The sequence below is a fragment of the Parabacteroides sp. genome (genome assembly GCF_977054455.1).
On record NZ_CDRTCT010000027.1, the window covers coordinates 37471 to 53948 of the forward strand.

The window sequence follows — 16478 nt, forward strand, 5'->3', positions numbered from 1 at the left end:
TGTACATTTGTCACCCGAAATAAAAACAATAGCATGAAAGTAATCGATCTGATCAACAGCAGCAAGAACACCGCTTTCTCATTTGAAATACTTCCTCCCTTGAAAGGGAACAGCATACAGAAAGTATATAACGTGATAGACAAACTGGTCGAGTTCGATCCCAAATACATTAATATAACGTCTCATCATAGCGAATATATCTATAAGACCTTGCCGGACGGCAGCTTCCAGAAGGTAAACATCCGCAAACGTCCCGGATCGGTCGCCATCGCTTCGGCCATCCAGAACAAATATGGCGTGACGGCTGTTCCTCATATTATATGTAAAGGATTTACAAAGGATGAAACGGAATATGCACTGATCGACCTGAACTTTTTAGGCGTTTACGACCTGTTGTTGCTCCGCGGGGATGTAAAAACGCTGGAAGCCGGACAAAAAACGGACATATACCACGAACATGCGACCGACCTCCAGCAGCAGGTGAATGACTTCAACAAAGGCATCGCCATAGACGGTTCCACTTTCGAAGCCAATGAAACCCCGTTCTCCTACGGAATGGCTTGCTATCCGGAAAAGCATGAAGAGGCGCCCAATATGGAATCGGATATTTTCTATCTGAAAGAGAAGGTAAAAAACGGGGCGGACTACTTAGTGACACAGATGTTTTTCGACAACGAGAAATATTATGCATTCGTAGACCGTTGCCGGGCGGAAGGCATTACGGTCCCCATCATTCCGGGTATCAAACCGATCGTATTCAAGAACCAGCTTACCGTGCTGCCCAAGATATTCCGTTCGGACATCCCCGAACCGTTTGCAACGGAACTTCGCAAATGCAAGACGGACGAAGAGGCAAAAGCCGTCGGTGTCGAATGGTGCATCCAGCAATGCAAAGACCTGATCGCACACGGCGTTCCGAGCCTGCACTTCTATACGATGATGGCATCGGATAGCGTTTACAAGGTGGCAAAAGAGGTGTATTAAACACGAAAATTTCATTTCATGGGCATGAAACTATATTTTCCTGCCCATGAAACTATGTTTCCATGCCGAAGAAACTATATTTTCAAGCAATCGTAATCTCCCCGATCAGCGAACAATTCAGATGTTCCTTTACCTCATCCGGCGTCATACCGTGCCCGAACAGGAACATCAACTTGGCAACCGCACATTCGGTCGTGCTGTCGTAACCGCTCACCACGCCGGCTTGCAACAATTTGCGGCCGGTTTCATAGCGGTGCATTTCCACACTTCCGGCAAGGCATTGGGTAACATTGACAATGACGATCCCTCGTTCGACCGCATCCTTCAACATTTCCAACAACCAGTCATATCCGGGCGCATTCCCGCTACCGAATGTTTCCATCACGACGCCTTTCAAGCCGGGGATATTCAATATGCTTTCCACGACCAGAGGGGAAATTCCGGGAAATATTTTCAGGATAGCAATATTCCGGTCCAACAGGTAATGCGGTTTCAGCGGTTTCCTGGATACCGGATGGTAAATCTGGGGGATATCATACTTAATCGAAATGCCGGCATGTGCCAGCGGGGGATAATTATAGGAACGGAACGCATTGAAATTATCCGCATTCGTCTTGCTGGTACGGTTGCCGCGCAACAGGTCGTTTTCAAAGAAAATACAGACTTCGGGAACCAGCGGCATGTCGTTTTCACGGGCAGCGGCAATCTCTATCGCCGTAATCAGGTTTTCCTTTCCATCCGTACGAAGCATGCCGATCGGAAGCTGCGAACCGGTCAGGATCACCGGCTTACTCAGGTTTTCCAGCATAAAGCTCAAAGCGGAAGCGGTAAATGCCATCGTATCGGTCCCATGCAGAACGACAAAACCGTCGTAATCATGATAGTGCTCCGCAATGACATGCACGATCTTCATCCATGAATCCGGTCCCATCTCCGATGAATCCATCGGCGGGTCGAACTGGATAGACGATATTTTATATCCGAGATTTTTCAGTTCGGGGACATGCTCCTCCAAATGTTCGAAGTTAAAGGCCTCCAAAGAACCTGTCTCAGGATTTTCTATCATACCGATAGTGCCTCCCGTATATATAATCAGAATAGAAGCGTCTTCCTTGCATACATTCATAATACAATCCGTATTTATGTGATTTCCTTTTTTACGGCGCAAAGATAATAACTATCATTTTGAAATCAAATACTAAGATAAGATAATTTAAATTTATCCAAAAGCCACCACAATAAGAATATATACAAGTAAAAACATTACATTTTGTCAACCGCACAACAAAAATGAAAAAAAGTTTGTTATTGGATAGGGGTTTTTACAAGTATCTTAGTCTTATCGACGGAAGAATAAATTTTACGAAGATGAAATACATACTGTTTATCGCAATGGATCTGGCATTATATCCTTTTTTGCTTGTGCTTTTTATCGGTAAATGCATAAAAGAGAAAATACAGATCGCGCATTAAGATGAGGTTTCTTATTTCCCCGATTATTCGTACCTTTGCTCTATCAACTCAATAAGGAGCAACATGTACTTCAAGGATATTATCGGTCAGGAAGAAATAAAAAGACGACTTATACATTCGGCACAGACAGGTGTCGTCCCGCACGCCCAGCTATTCACGGAACAGGGCGGCGCAGGCGCTTTTCCTCTTGCACTGGCTTACGCACGTTATCTGAACTGCACGAACCGGACGGAGACGGACTCATGCGGGCATTGCCCGTCATGCCTGAAGTACGACGAGTTGGCCCACCCGGACCTTCACTTCGTGTTCCCGATCGTTTCCAAGAAGGAGAAGAAAAAGGACGTCTGCGACGATTACCTCACCGAATGGAGAGGCTTCCTGAAAGACCGCCCCTATTTCGACATAGACGGCTGGCTGGATTATATCGATGCCGGCAACTCGCAAGCTCTGATCTACTCGAAAGAGAGCGACGAGATTATCCGGAAACTGAGCCTCAAGATATACGAAGCGACTTACCGCATCCTGTTGGTCTGGCTACCGGAAAAACTCCACCCGACCTGTGCCAACAAACTCCTGAAGATAATCGAAGAACCTCCCCGGAACACGGTGATCCTGATGGTCTCGGAACTTCCCGATCTGGTTTTAGGGACGATCCTGTCCCGTGCGCAACGTATCAACGTGCGCGGGATTCATCCGGAAGATATCGCCGCCTCCATGATTTCCCGGTTCAACCTGACTCCCGAAGATGCCAAGCATGTCGCCCATCTGGCGAACGGGAGTTATCTGAAAGCGGTCGAGGCTATCAGCCTGGGAGAAGAGAACAAGTTCTACCTGGAACAGTTCAAAGGCATGATGCGCAACTCTTGGGCGCGTAATGTCAGAGGCATGAAAGACATGGCAGACGTGTTGGCAAGTATCGGGCGTGAACGGCAGAAGAACTTCCTTGCTTATTGCCAGCATCTGATACGCGAGAACTTCATGTATCGGTTCCAGTCGCCGGAACTCAATTATATGAATATGGACGAAGCCGGATTTGCCGTGAAGTTCGCCCCTTTCATCAATGAACGGAACGTGATCGACATCATGGACGAACTGGCAAAAGCGGAACGGCACGTGACGCAAAATGTGAATGCGAAGATGGTCTTTTTCGATCTTTCCCTACGGCTTACCGTATTGATAAAACGGTAATCGCCGGATCAGCGGTCACAACTTTTTATTCCGCCAGTTCCCTTTCCAGAGATAGAAGAAAGCGGACAGGATCATCAAATCGTAGACGTGCTCCGTTGTCCAGCAGGCCGCCACATCCGCATGCATCCGGATACCGACCCAAAGTGCATAGAGAACATAGACAAAGATACTTGCCATATCAATCAGCAATGCCGTCTGCGTATTTCCCGTTCCCGACACGCTGAAAAAGAAGATAAAGGCCGGAACCGCAATCAGATAAGAGGAAAGCATCACCCAGAGTGACGACACGGAACCGGCAATCAGATCCGGATTATCCGTGTAGATGCGCAATACCAGTTCCGGAAACAGGGCGATCAGGATACCGAGCGGCAAAACGAAGTAATAGCAAATCCGTATCATACGTCCGCACAATCCCATCACCTGTTCCGGCTTTCCCGCACCGATCAGATTGCTGACCAGCGAACTGGAAGTCGAAGCAAAAGCATTGACAAACATAAACAGAAACGAAGAAATACTTCGCACCACATTCGTAATCGCCAATGGCCGCTCTCCTTGATGCTCCATCACGACAAAGAACACGAACCAGCCTAAAAAAGCAATCCCGTGCTGAATCATAATCCAGATAGAGACACCCAATATTTGCTTCAACATCCGGAAATCCAAACCCGAATACTTAAACAACCCGTATTTCTCATAATCGACTTTCTTCCATGTATAAAGAATGAAGAACAGTACCGAAACAGCCTCGGAGACCGATGAAGCGATCGCGGCTCCGGCAATTCCCAATGCCGGTAATCCGAACTTTCCGAATATCAGGACATAGTTCAGCATTACATTGGTCAACACCATCACGACCGAGTTTATGGTCAGGATCCTTGTCTTTGTGATACCGACATAAAAAGCCCTGAACATAACGGCCACAAAGGAGAAGAAAAAGCCATAGACACGCCAGTCCACATACTTCATCGTAGCCTGGTAGACACCATCGGAACCGATCAGTTTGCGAAGGAAGAGAGGCGAATACAGATGCGAAGCCGTGAACAGCAACGCGGCAAGCAGCAACAGGAAAAACGTCCCCTGCAGGAAGACCGGTCCGATCCGTTTATACTCCTGTGCACCGTTTCGCCGGGCTATCAATACCTGCGCACCGATACTGAAACCGAAGCCGAGCATATAAATCACAAGGTAATAGACTCCCGCCAATGCCGACGCTCCCAACTCGACTTCCCCCACCCGCCCCAAGTAGGCGGTATCGGTCAACCCGATCATGTGCTCCATCAGGAGACTCATCAAAACGGGGAATGTTATTTGCAGAATTTGTTTGTTCGTGAATTGCATATTGCTTGATAAAAAGGGGTGCAAAGATAATAATAAGAATGGATTGCACAATATAACCGGGCGACATTCGTTTTTACAAAAATGAACCGGCATGATGGCCCGTATAATTTATAATGAAATTTCTATGAAAACGAAATTATTGCTGATATTCTCTCTGTCATTTTACCTCTTCAGTTGTAACGGACAGAATTCCCATATCCCGGCGGCTGTCACTTCGGCCGCTCCGGTCAAGATCAACCGTTTCGACAAGGAGCTTTTGAAGCTGGTCGACACGAACGACTCTGCCCTACAAGCCGTGCTTGTCCGAGAATACCCGCAAATGCTCGACGTATTGGGAAAAGGCATCCTGAACATGAAGTCTCCGGCAATGCCCGGTTTCTTCGACAAATTGGTCAACTATTATTCCGAACCGACTTTGAAGGGGTTATACGCCGATGCTGTCCGTCAATATGACGATGTATCCCGGATCGAGCAAGCGCTCGGCAACGGTTTCGCATGGCTGAAGACCTGCTTTCCTTCGATGCAGATCCCGGCCGTCTATATGCACGTTTCCGGCTTCAACCAGAATGTACTGGTCGGCGACAGCCTGTTGTCCATCTCGATTGATAAATATTTAGGCGAGGGATATCCCTTGTACCAGGATTTCTTCTATGATTTCCAGCGCCGGTCAATGACGCCTGAACACATCGTCCCCGATTACCTTGCCGGTTGGCTGATGTCCGAGTATCCGTTTGAAGGAAAAGAAAACGTACTGCTCGACCGGATGATCTATGAAGGCAAAATAAAATATCTGATTCATCAGGCATTTCCCGAATTAAAGCCTGAAATACTCATGGGCTACACGGAAACTTCCTATAACTGGTGCAAGGAGAATGAATCCAACCTGTGGAAGGCTATCATAGAGCGCAAGCATCTTTATACGCCCGACCAGATGACGACAGGTAAATATTTCGATAATGTCCCCGGCACATTCCTGTCAAGCGATGCTCCCGGAAATCTCGGCAGTTGGCTCGGCTGGCAGATTATCGACAAATATATGCGGGAAACGAATTCGACTCCGGAAGCCCTGATGCAAAACAACGATAGCCAGGCCATCCTGACCGAATCGAAATACAAGCCCTAAAGCCTACGGAGGAATATAAAAAAGAAAACCGTCCTATTCTCGCGAACTGGACGGATAACCTAATCTAACTTAATTCTAATACCATGAAAAACACTATATCTTAATAACAGGATCGGAATCAAAAAGTTTAACGGAGCGGTTTATTTTTATTTCTTTCACAAATAATGATCGTGCGAGATCGACAACACCGTTCCTCTATAACTCTTTATAGCCGCTGTTATTATTTCAACACTTCGAATGTCCGGATTGTTCGCCGGTTCGTCTAAAATAAATACATCCGGTGCATTATTTCCGATCATAAGACAATGCCGAAAAGGAACACCTTTGTCTTTTCCTCTCCACTCAACGAATGCACCGGCCGGGAAAATAGCAGATAATCCAAATCCCAGCAGGCAAGTGCCGAAAGGCAACGTTCCTCCACATTCCAGTCGTCATTCAGGGAAGCAAAGTTCTCTATCGAAGTATCACCTGCAAAAAACGCCGACGTTTTGAAACAGGAATTCATTATTGTAATAAACTTCATGCCTCCATGAACGGTTATATATAATAACATAAAATTTAAAAGCTATGGGGTTTTTATGGTATATTATCATAGGTATAGTAGCCGGCTTTCTTGCCGGTAAAATCATGCGGGGCGGTGGCTTCGGAGTAATAATCAATCTGATTTTGGGGATAGTCGGCGGCGTATTGGGCGGCTGGGTATTCGGATTACTCGGAATTGCGGCTTCCGGTATTATCGGCAGCCTGATTACGGCTACGGTCGGAGCCATTCTGGTGTTATGGATCGCTTCGTTGTTTAATAAACGAAATGTAGATTAGTAACAACAGGACATATAGGGCAACGCAAATCCGTTCAATCGGCGAGATTTGCGTTGCCCTGTTCTTTTCTGCTATTTATAGGGAACAGATCCCTATTTCAACACCACCAGCACCCCGACCGGGCCATGCGCACCCAACACAAGCGCCTGTTCGATATCGGCAGTTTTGGACGGACCTGAGATGAAAGCGCCGAAATCGTATGTCATGTTTTCCGTCCGTTTATAGGCCTCGTGCATGTTGTTCACGATCGAACTTCGGTCTATCAGCATGACCAAACTGTTGGAGATGAAATACAATGCCTTATGTTTCACCTGACGGGTAATCCAGACAGCGCCGTTCTCGGCTACACCGAAATGGCCTTCCACGACGGCAAGGTCGGTATTGTCCAACTCGCGGGGATCGTCGAGGTCATCCGGGTTGAAGGTGGCACAGGCAATGCCGGGGAGATTGGAGGCGATACGGGTCGCATCGGGAAAATGCCGGCGGATAATATCGTTGATATCGTCACCGGGTTGCATCAGGACCGCTTTTCCTCCGGCAGCATTCAGGGATTCGGCGAACCGGGCGACTTTATCTTCATAGGTGATGGCATCCAGCGCCAGTTCCGGCATCTCATAACGCTTGCCGGTATGACGGCGTATAGCGGATAATATATCGTTTTTGCTACTCATTGTCGTATTATTTTAAGGGCAAGCCTACCTCGCCCCTATATTATTTTATCTTGTTACTTTTCCACATTTCGTTGAACGACTGCTTGGCAAAGGCTGGCAGTTCACGGCCCTTGCCCCATGCATTCAGAGAGTTGTAGATCATAAAACGAGGCATCTTATTGACTATCGGAGCAAACTTCAAAGCCGTATTGAACAGATTCGGACGTTCCATCAGGAACTTCATGCCGCCGGACATGATCTTTTTTTCCGTACTCGCTTTTCCGATCTTATCCAAGTCCTGGCGCCAGCGGTAGATCTGTTCGCCGAGGTCGATCTTGACCGGACAGACATTGGAGCAAGAGAGGCATAGCGAGCAGGCGGAAACATTGTCCGAATACTTCACCGGATCTTTCAGCATCCCTAAATTGATCCCGATCGGGCCGGGTATAAAATAGGTATAGGAATAACCGCCGCTACGGCGATAGACCGGACAGGTATTCATACACTCGCCGCAACGGATGCAGTTCAGCGTACGGATATGATCGGGACGTGCCAGGATATCGCTCCGCCCGTTATCGACTATGATGATATGGAACTCACCCCCTTCTTTCGGTTTACAATAGTGAGAAGTATAGGAAGTAATCGGCTGCCCCGTGCCGGAGCGTGCCAACAAGCGTGTAAAGATACCAAGCGACTCCCGGTCCGGCACGATCTTCTCCATGCCGAACGTCGCGATGTGGACATTCGGGAAAGAGGTTCCCATATCGGCATTTCCTTCGTTGGTGCAGACTACTATCTCGCCGGTCGAAGCGACTGCAAAGTTAGCTCCCGTCATGGCGACATCGGCTGTCAGGAACTTTTCACGCATATTCTTACGGACGGCATGCGTCAGATAGGTCGGGTCGGAGTTTCCTTTTTCCGTACCTAACACGCGCTCCATCATCTCGCCTACCTCCTGGCGTTTGATGTGGATAGCGGGCATCACGATATGGCTGGGATGAAGTTTCATCCATTGGAGGATACGTTCACCAAGATCGCTCTCGATTATATCGTAGCCTTTTCCAAACAGGTAATCGTTCATGCCGCACTCCTCAGTCAACATGGATTTGCTCTTTATCAGCGTATGCGCCTTGTGCTGTTGCAGGATTTCATCGACGATCGCATTATGTTCCGCCGCATCTTTCGCCCAATGGACGATCGCCCCGTTGGTTGTGGCATTCTTCTCGAACTCCTCCAAAAGGGTATCCAGATGACTGTTCGAATAGAGTTTGATATCACTGGCCAGTTCGCGCAAACGTTCCCATTCGGGAAGCGAATGACTCATTTTATCCCGTTTGGCACGCACCATCCAGAGAGTTTCGTCGTGCCAGGCTTCCTGCTTACGGTTCTCGATGAAGCGGGCAGCTGCTTTTGAATGTTTCGTGCTCATAATCCGGAAGCTAATATTTCAACAATATGAATCGTTTTGATCGGAAGGTTATCACGCCTGATCACGCCTTCCATATGCATCAGGCAGGAACTGTCGGCACCGGTGATGTACTCGGCTCCCGTACTCATGTGATCCTTCACCTTATCTTGTCCCATGCAAACGGACACTTCGGGTTCCTCAACCGCAAACATGCCACCGAAACCGCAACACTCGTCGATACGTTTCGGTTCGAATATCTCGATGCCTTTCACCAAGGAAAGGAGATCGCGCAACTTGGAGTAATACGGGATATTCCGTTCGCTCGGCGAAGAGAGGTGCAATTCGCGCACGCCGTGACAGCTATTGTGGATGCTCACCTTGTGGGGAAATTCGGCTTTCAGTTCCTTGACCTTCACTATATCGTGCAGGAACTCGCAGATATCATAAATCTTCTTGCTGTTCATACACGCATGCCCGGCCTTTTCCAGAATGCCGGGATGATTCTCTTTCACGAAAGCGACGCAACTGGCGGAAGGACCAACCACATAATCGTACGGACGGAACAGTTCTTCCATCCGCAACGCCAATCCCGCCGATTCATGCTCGAACCCGGCATTTGCCATCGGCTGGCCGCAACACGTCTGGTCTAACGGATAATCCACATCCAAGCCGAGACTTTTCAATAATTTATAGGAAGCAACACCAACTTCCGGATATACCGCATTGATATAGCAGGGGATAAATAATCCTATCTTCATATTGGTTTATTTTAATTACCACAAATGTAATAATTATTTTGGTTACTTTTGGCTTGATCCAAAAGTAACGGATCACTTATACTCTTGCCAACTCCGTATCTGAATATCGTCCATGCCCAGGGTACAGAACGCTTCGATAAAGGCGCTTGCCAGACGGGCATTCGTGATGAGCGGAATGTTCAGGTCAATGGCGGCACGGCGGATCTTGTAGCCATTATCCAGCTCACCGGCGGAAAGGTCGCGCGGAATATTCACAACCATGTCGATTTTCCTTTCATGGAGCATGGTGAGTGCTTGCGGTTCCTTGCCTTCCTCGCTCGGCCAGTAAACCTGCGTGCTGGGGATACCGTTCTCTTCAAGAAAACGATGCGTCCCGCCTGTGGCAAAGAGGTTGTAGCCTTTCGAAGCCAGCATCTTGGCGGCATCCAGCATGGCCACTTTCTGTTTTGGCGTACCCGTCGAGAGCAGAATATTCTTTTCCGGGATGCGGAGACCGACAGAGAGCATGCTCTTCAGGACCGCCTCGGAAACATCGTCACCGATACAGCCGACCTCACCCGTCGAAGCCATATCGACTCCCAAGACGGGATCGGCTTTCTGCAAACGGTTGAAGGAGAACTGGGAGGCTTTGATACCTACATAATCCAGGTCGAACTCATTCTTATTCGGTTTTTCGACAGGCAAGCCCAACATGATACGGGTAGCCAGTTCGATAAAGTTTATCTTCAATACTTTGCTGACGAACGGGAAGGAACGACTCGCGCGAAGGTTACATTCGATCACCTTGATTTCGTTGCCTTTCGCCAGATATTGGATGTTGAACGGGCCGGAGATATTCAACTCTTTTGCGATCTGCTTACTGATACGCTTGATGCGACGTACCGTTTCGACATAGAGTTTCTGTGCCGGGAACTGAATGGTCGCATCGCCGGAATGCACACCGGCAAACTCGATATGTTCGGAGATGGCATACATGACGATCTCGCCCTTATCGGCAACCGCATCCATTTCCACTTCCTTGGCATGTTCGATGAACTGGCTGACAACGACCGGATGTTTCTTCGACACGTTGGCCGCCAGTTGCAGGAAGCGTTCGAGTTCCTCTTGGTTGGAGCAGACGTTCATGGCGGCGCCGCTCAGCACATAGCTCGGACGGACTAAGACCGGGAAACCGACCTCGGCCACAAACGCATTGATATCGTCCATCGACGAAAGCTCTTTCCAGCGCGGCTGATCCACCCCGATGCGGTCCAGCATGGCGGAGAACTTCTCGCGGTCCTCGGCGTTGTCGATGCTCTTGGCGGACGTACCTAAGATATTGACATGCTGCTCGTCCAGACGCATCGCCAGGTTGTTCGGGATCTGACCGCCTGTCGAGACAATCACGCCGTGCGGATTTTCCAGTTCGAGGATATCCATAACCCGCTCGAACGTCAGTTCGTCGAAGTAGAGGCGGTCGCACATATCATAGTCGGTCGAAACCGTTTCGGGATTGTAGTTGATCATCACCGAACGCCAGCCCTCCTTGCGGATCGTTTCCAACGCCTGCACACCGCACCAGTCGAACTCAACCGAGCTGCCGATCCGGTAAGCACCGGAACCCAGCACGACGATGGAGCGGTGGTCGCCTAAATACTGCACATCATTTTCCGTACCGCTATAGGTCAGGTACAGGTAATTCGTCTGCGCCGGATATTCGGCAGCCAACGTATCGATCTGCTTCACGACCGGGACGATACCGTGCTCCTTACGGAACTGGCGGACCTGCATCATGCCTTTTTCTATATCGTCTTCGAAGCCGAGGGCACGGGCAATCTGAAAATCAGAGAACCCCTGTACCTTCGCACGCTTTAGAAGAGCAAGGAACGCGGATGACGCGGATTGGGCGGATAAAAGCGGATTTAATTGATTGTGTAACTCCTGCGAAGTCTGCATGATCCCGTAGAGTTTTTGCAGGAACCAACGGTCGATCTTCGTCAAATCGTGTATCTGATCGACGGTATATCCGGCACGGAACGCTTTGGATATAACGAAGATACGGGTATCGGTCGGTTCATGGAGCGCCTTGTCGATGTCAGGGATCACCAACTCCTTATTTTCCACGAAGCCGTGCATGCCCTGCCCGATCATACGCAGGCCTTTCTGGATCGCCTCTTCGAAGGTACGGCCGATCGCCATCACTTCGCCGACGGATTTCATGCTCGAACCCAGTTCACGCGCCACACCGTGAAACTTGCCTAAGTCCCAACGCGGAATCTTGCACACCACATAGTCGAGAGCCGGTTCGAAGAAAGCGCTTGTCGTCTTCGTCACCGAATTTTTCAAGTCGAAAAGACCGTAGCCCAGCCCCAGCTTGGCAGCGACGAAAGCCAGCGGATAGCCGGTTGCCTTGGAGGCCAGCGCGGAAGAACGGGAAAGACGGGCGTTCACCTCGATCACACGGTAGTCTTCGCTTTCAGGATCGAAAGCATACTGCACGTTACATTCGCCCACGATACCGATATGGCGGATGATCCGGATAGCCAGTTCGCGCAGTTTATGATATTCGCTGTTGGTCAGCGTCTGCGATGGGGCGATGACGATGCTCTCACCGGTATGGATGCCTAACGGGTCGAAGTTCTCCATATTACAGACCGTGATGCAATTGTCGAAACGGTCGCGCACCACTTCATATTCCACCTCTTTCCACCCCTTCAAACTCTTTTCCACCAACACCTGGGGAGAGAAAGAAAAGGCTTTCTCAACCAACACGTTCAGTTCCTCTTCATTGTCGCAGAAGCCGGAACCAAGACCGCCCAATGCATAAGCAGCACGGACAATCACCGGATAGCCCAGCCCGGCAGCAGCCCGGCGGGCATCTTCGGCATTCTCCACCGCTTCGCTCCTGATCGTCTTCACACCGATCTCATCAAGTTTGCGGACGAAGAGTTCACGATCCTCCGTATCCATGATCGCCTGTACCGGAGTACCAAGCACACGGACGTTATATTTTTCCAGCACGCCGCTCTGGTAAAGCGCCACACCGCAGTTCAACGCCGTCTGACCGCCGAAAGCAAGCAGGATGCCATCCGGACGTTCCTTGGCAATTACCTTTTCGACGAAGAAGGGGGTAACAGGGAGGAAATAAACGGTATCCGCCACTCCTTCCGAAGTCTGTACCGTAGCGATGTTCGGATTGATAAGCACTGTCCGGATTCCCTCCTCCTTGATGGCTTTCAGTGCCTGGCTGCCTGAATAGTCGAATTCGCCCGCTTCGCCGATCTTGAGGGCGCCGCTTCCGAGTATCAGGACTTTCTTTATATCTTCTTTCATTTTTCGGATTCTTTTATTCGTTAACATATTTTGGCAGGGTGTCTCCGGGTATGCCCGAAGGCCAGCTCTCCTTACGCCCGGAGAAAAGCACCGGGCAGAAGAACTTAGAGCAGCTCTACAAACTTATCGAAGATAAACTCCGTATCAGTCGGTCCGCTGCATGCTTCAGGATGGAACTGAGAAGAGAAGAAAGGCTTCGTCTTATGCCGGATTCCTTCGTTCGTCCCGTCGTTCATATTGACAAAGAGCGGTTCCCAGTCAGCCCCCAACGTATCATTATCCACCGCATAGCCGTGATTCTGGGAAGTGATAAAGCACTTCTCCGTCCCCACCATGCGCACCGGCTGGTTATGGCTGCGGTGACCGTATTTCAGCTTATAGATCGAAGCGCCTCCGGCCTTTGCAAGCAACTGGTTTCCCATGCAAATGCCACAGATCGGTTTGTCTCCTGCAAGAGCCTCGCGAATGTTCCGTACAGCAGCATCGCAAGTATCGGGATCGCCGGGACCGTTCGAAAGGAAAAGCCCGTCATATTCCAGATGATTGAAATCATAGTTCCAGGGAACACGGATCACCGCCACATTCCGTTTCAAGAGGTTACGGATGATATTAGCTTTCACCCCGCAATCGAGAAGCACGACACGCTTCAATTGACTATTGGCAATTGATAATTGGCAATTATCGACTTCAGACAAGGGGTAGGTCCGGCTCGTACCGTCAGGCTGATAAACAATGATGTCTTTACAAGAAACACGGTCTACATAATTGATGCTGCCATAATCCGGCATCCCTTCTTCATTGTCAATTGTCAATTGTCCATTGTCAGTTTCACCGGCACCGCCGATAACGATGCGTCCCATCATCACCCCGTGCTCCCGTATCTTCTTCGTCAACGCACGGGTATCGATACCGGTGATTCCGGGGATCATCTCACGCTTCAGCCAGTCGCCAAGGCTTTCGACAGCATTCCAGTGGCTATATTCTTCGCTATAATCACTCACTATAATCGCCTCTGCATGAATTTTCTCACTCTCCATGTAGGTTGGCAAGCCATTCTCTTCGATAGAGAAAGGAGGCACCCCGTAGTTTCCGACCAGCGGATAAGTCAGAACCATCAGCTGCCCGGCATACGAAGGATCGGTAAGGCTTTCGGGATAACCGGTCATAGCGGTATTGAACACCACCTCGCCGGCCACCGCCTTGTCGAAACCAAAAGAGAAGCCGTGAAACATGCTCCCGTCGTCTAAGACCAATGTTGCAGTTTTTCTTGTCATTCTTATTTAATTTTCAATTTTCCATATTCAATTTCCACAAAGTGGATAAGCGCTTCGTTCACCATTCGTGCGCCGCCCGGTGTCGGATAATCGCCGGAAAAGTACCAGTCGCCCGGATGATCGGGACAAGCGGCATGCAGTCCTTCGAGTGTCTGGTAGACGATCTCCACCTTCGCACGTGTCCCGGCGGGGGTAAGCAGTTCAACCATCTTGGCCGAGATTTCCTCGTCGGTGAAAGGCGTATAAATCTCCTTCACATAGTTCACGATCGTATCGCACGGCACGGCCTGCTGCCGCTTGGCTTTCTTATAAGCATCGAGCAGGACGGATTCCATCCCCCTGTCCACTAAAAGCGCCACGGCAGCCTTGAAGGCGATAAACTCGCTCATGCGGGACATATCGATGCCGTAATAATCCGGATAACGCACCTGGGGAGACGAGCTGACCACCACGATCTTCTTCGGGTTCAGGCGGTCCAGGATACCGATAATGCTCTGCCGGAGTGTCGTACCGCGCACGATACTATCGTCGATCACGACCAGGTTATCCTCGAAAGGCACGATGCTTCCGTACGTGATGTCGTACACATGGGCAGCCAAGTCGTTACGGCTGTTTCCCTCGGCAATAAAGGTACGCAATTTTATATCCTTGATCGCCACTTTTTCGCACCTGACACGCATGGACAAGATTTGTTCCAGCTCTTCCTCCTGAAGCAGGTGGCTACGATCGGCGATCCATTCCTTTTTCTTCTTGTTCAAATATTCGTTCATGCCCTCCTGCAATCCGAAGTAGGCGACCTCCGCCGTATTCGGGATAAAGGAAAAGACCGTATGGTTCAAGTCATTGTCCACAGCTTTCAGGATGGCAGGCACCAGATTTTCCCCCAACCGTTTCCGTTCGCGGTAAATATCCCGGTCGCTTCCACGTGAGAAGTAAATGCGCTCGAACGAGCAGGCCTTATTCTCCTTCGGCTCTACGATCTGCGACGTATGCCAGTCACCTTGCTTGTTGATGATCAGTGCCTCTCCCCTTTTCAGTTCATGTACCTCTTCGGCAGGCACGTTCATGGCCGTCTGGATCACCGGGCGTTCGCTTGCCAGGATCACGATCTCGTCATCGGCATAATAGAACGCCGGACGGATGCCCCAGGGATCGCGCACGCTGAAAGACTCGCCGCTCCCGGTCAGTCCGCAGATCACGAAACCGCCGTCCCACTGCGGGGCACAACGTTTCAGGACATTCGACAGGTCGACATTCGCTTCGATCGCATGGGTGATCTCCATTCCTTTCAGCCCTTCGGCTTCGTACTTCCGGTACAGGCGTTCGACCTCACGGTCCAGACGGTGCCCCACCTGTTCCAGCATGATGAAAGTGTCGGCATAGGCACGCGGATGCTGGCCGATGGCTGTTATCTCTTCAAAAATATCCTGTACGTTAGTAAGATTGAAATTACCGCAAAGAGCAAGGTTCTTGGCTCTCCAGTTGTTACGGCGTAAAAAAGGATGGACATAGGAAATACCGGACTTACCGGTTGTACTGTAACGCAGGTGCCCCATATAAAGCTCTCCTACAAAGGGAAGGTTTGTTTTAGCAAAAAGCGGATCGTTCAGTTTGCCGGGCGGCAAATCCTTGTAATGCTCATGAACGGCTGCGAATATCTCGGTGATGGCTCCTGTGCCTAATGCTCTTTCCCGAAACATATATTCTTCGCCGGGGCTGGCTTCCAACTTGACGCATGCTAAACCGGCTCCTTCCTGACCGCGGTTATGCTGCTTTTCCATCAACAAATAGAGCTTATTGAGCCCATACATCCAGGTTCCATACTTCTGATGATAATATTCCAAAGGCTTCAGTAACCGGACCATGGCGACTCCACACTCGTGTTTAAGTACTTCCATTTGGTTCTATCTTGTTTATTTCGACTGCAAAGATACTTACATTATATTACATAATGTTCATACAAACGAAATTTATTTGACACATTAATAGAAATAATCATTTTATCTGCCATTTAGTTAAATTATTTTATAAAACAATATTCTTTCGACATACCTATCAAATAAAAAGGAAAAGCCCTTTTCCCTCATACGGATCGTAAGAAAGCAAAGGGCTTTTCCTTTATAATCATTATCGGAGCAGTTTTGTTCCGAA

13 protein-coding genes are annotated in these 16478 nt (G+C 49.3%); 4 read left to right on the forward strand and 9 right to left on the reverse strand.

Going from position 1 to position 16478, the window contains the following annotated elements; genetic code table 11:
- Positions 1 to 33 precede the first annotated feature (33 nt).
- Complete coding sequence (gene metF / locus ACW6QF_RS14125; protein WP_456088288.1) at positions 34 to 984, forward strand: methylenetetrahydrofolate reductase [NAD(P)H]; 951 nt, start codon at positions 34 to 36, stop codon at positions 982 to 984.
- 82 nt (positions 985 to 1066) lie between these two features.
- Here the strand turns inward: metF and ACW6QF_RS14130 are convergent, their stop codons facing one another.
- Entirely contained in the window at positions 1067 to 2110 is a 1044-nt protein-coding gene (locus tag ACW6QF_RS14130) for an asparaginase (protein ID WP_298552913.1), read from the reverse strand.
- Positions 2111 to 2520: 410 nt separating this feature from the next.
- Here ACW6QF_RS14130 and ACW6QF_RS14135 point away from each other — a divergent pair, with 410 nt between their 5' ends.
- Complete coding sequence (locus ACW6QF_RS14135) at positions 2521 to 3645, forward strand: DNA polymerase III subunit (RefSeq protein WP_456088289.1); 1125 nt, start codon at positions 2521 to 2523, stop codon at positions 3643 to 3645.
- Positions 3646 to 3660: 15 nt separating this feature from the next.
- On the opposite strand, the gene ACW6QF_RS14140 is transcribed toward ACW6QF_RS14135, so the two are convergent.
- Positions 3661 to 4983, reverse strand: coding sequence for an MATE family efflux transporter (locus tag ACW6QF_RS14140; protein WP_456088290.1), 1323 nt, complete (start codon positions 4981 to 4983; stop codon positions 3661 to 3663).
- A 124-nt stretch (positions 4984 to 5107) separates the two neighbouring features.
- Here ACW6QF_RS14140 and gldB point away from each other — a divergent pair, with 124 nt between their 5' ends.
- Positions 5108 to 6106, forward strand: coding sequence for a gliding motility lipoprotein GldB (gldB, locus tag ACW6QF_RS14145; RefSeq protein WP_456088291.1), 999 nt, complete (start codon positions 5108 to 5110; stop codon positions 6104 to 6106).
- 295 nt (positions 6107 to 6401) lie between these two features.
- Here the strand turns inward: gldB and ACW6QF_RS14150 are convergent, their stop codons facing one another.
- Entirely contained in the window at positions 6402 to 6659 is a 258-nt protein-coding gene (locus tag ACW6QF_RS14150) for a hypothetical protein (RefSeq protein WP_456088292.1), read from the reverse strand.
- 14 nt (positions 6660 to 6673) lie between these two features.
- Between ACW6QF_RS14150 and ACW6QF_RS14155 the strand changes: the two genes are divergently transcribed.
- On the forward strand, positions 6674 to 6925 hold the full coding sequence (locus ACW6QF_RS14155; protein WP_298552908.1) for a GlsB/YeaQ/YmgE family stress response membrane protein: 252 nt from the start codon (positions 6674 to 6676) through the stop codon (positions 6923 to 6925).
- A 92-nt stretch (positions 6926 to 7017) separates the two neighbouring features.
- On the opposite strand, the gene ACW6QF_RS14160 is transcribed toward ACW6QF_RS14155, so the two are convergent.
- From ACW6QF_RS14160 to ACW6QF_RS14185, 6 genes are all read right to left on the reverse strand, one after another.
- Complete coding sequence (locus ACW6QF_RS14160; RefSeq protein ID WP_298552907.1) at positions 7018 to 7596, reverse strand: LutC/YkgG family protein; 579 nt, start codon at positions 7594 to 7596, stop codon at positions 7018 to 7020.
- Positions 7597 to 7636: 40 nt separating this feature from the next.
- Positions 7637 to 9004 carry a lactate utilization protein B gene (locus ACW6QF_RS14165; protein WP_456088293.1) on the reverse strand — a complete coding sequence of 456 codons (1368 nt, stop codon included), beginning with the start codon at positions 9002 to 9004 and terminating at the stop codon, positions 7637 to 7639.
- Positions 9001 to 9741: a (Fe-S)-binding protein gene (locus ACW6QF_RS14170; protein ID WP_298552905.1), complete on the reverse strand. Its 741-nt coding sequence runs from the start codon at positions 9739 to 9741 to the stop codon at positions 9001 to 9003. The genes ACW6QF_RS14165 and ACW6QF_RS14170 overlap by 4 nt, the downstream gene beginning before the upstream one ends.
- 72 nt (positions 9742 to 9813) lie before the next feature.
- Positions 9814 to 13053, reverse strand: a complete 3240-nt coding sequence (gene carB, locus ACW6QF_RS14175; RefSeq protein WP_298552904.1) for a carbamoyl-phosphate synthase (glutamine-hydrolyzing) large subunit — start codon at positions 13051 to 13053, stop codon at positions 9814 to 9816.
- A gap of 104 nt (positions 13054 to 13157) precedes the next feature.
- On the reverse strand, positions 13158 to 14327 hold the full coding sequence (carA, locus tag ACW6QF_RS14180) for a glutamine-hydrolyzing carbamoyl-phosphate synthase small subunit (RefSeq protein WP_456088294.1): 1170 nt from the start codon (positions 14325 to 14327) through the stop codon (positions 13158 to 13160).
- Between the two features lie 2 nt (positions 14328 to 14329).
- Positions 14330 to 16225 carry an amidophosphoribosyltransferase gene (locus ACW6QF_RS14185; RefSeq protein ID WP_456088295.1) on the reverse strand — a complete coding sequence of 632 codons (1896 nt, stop codon included), beginning with the start codon at positions 16223 to 16225 and terminating at the stop codon, positions 14330 to 14332.
- Positions 16226 to 16478: the final 253 nt, after the last annotated feature.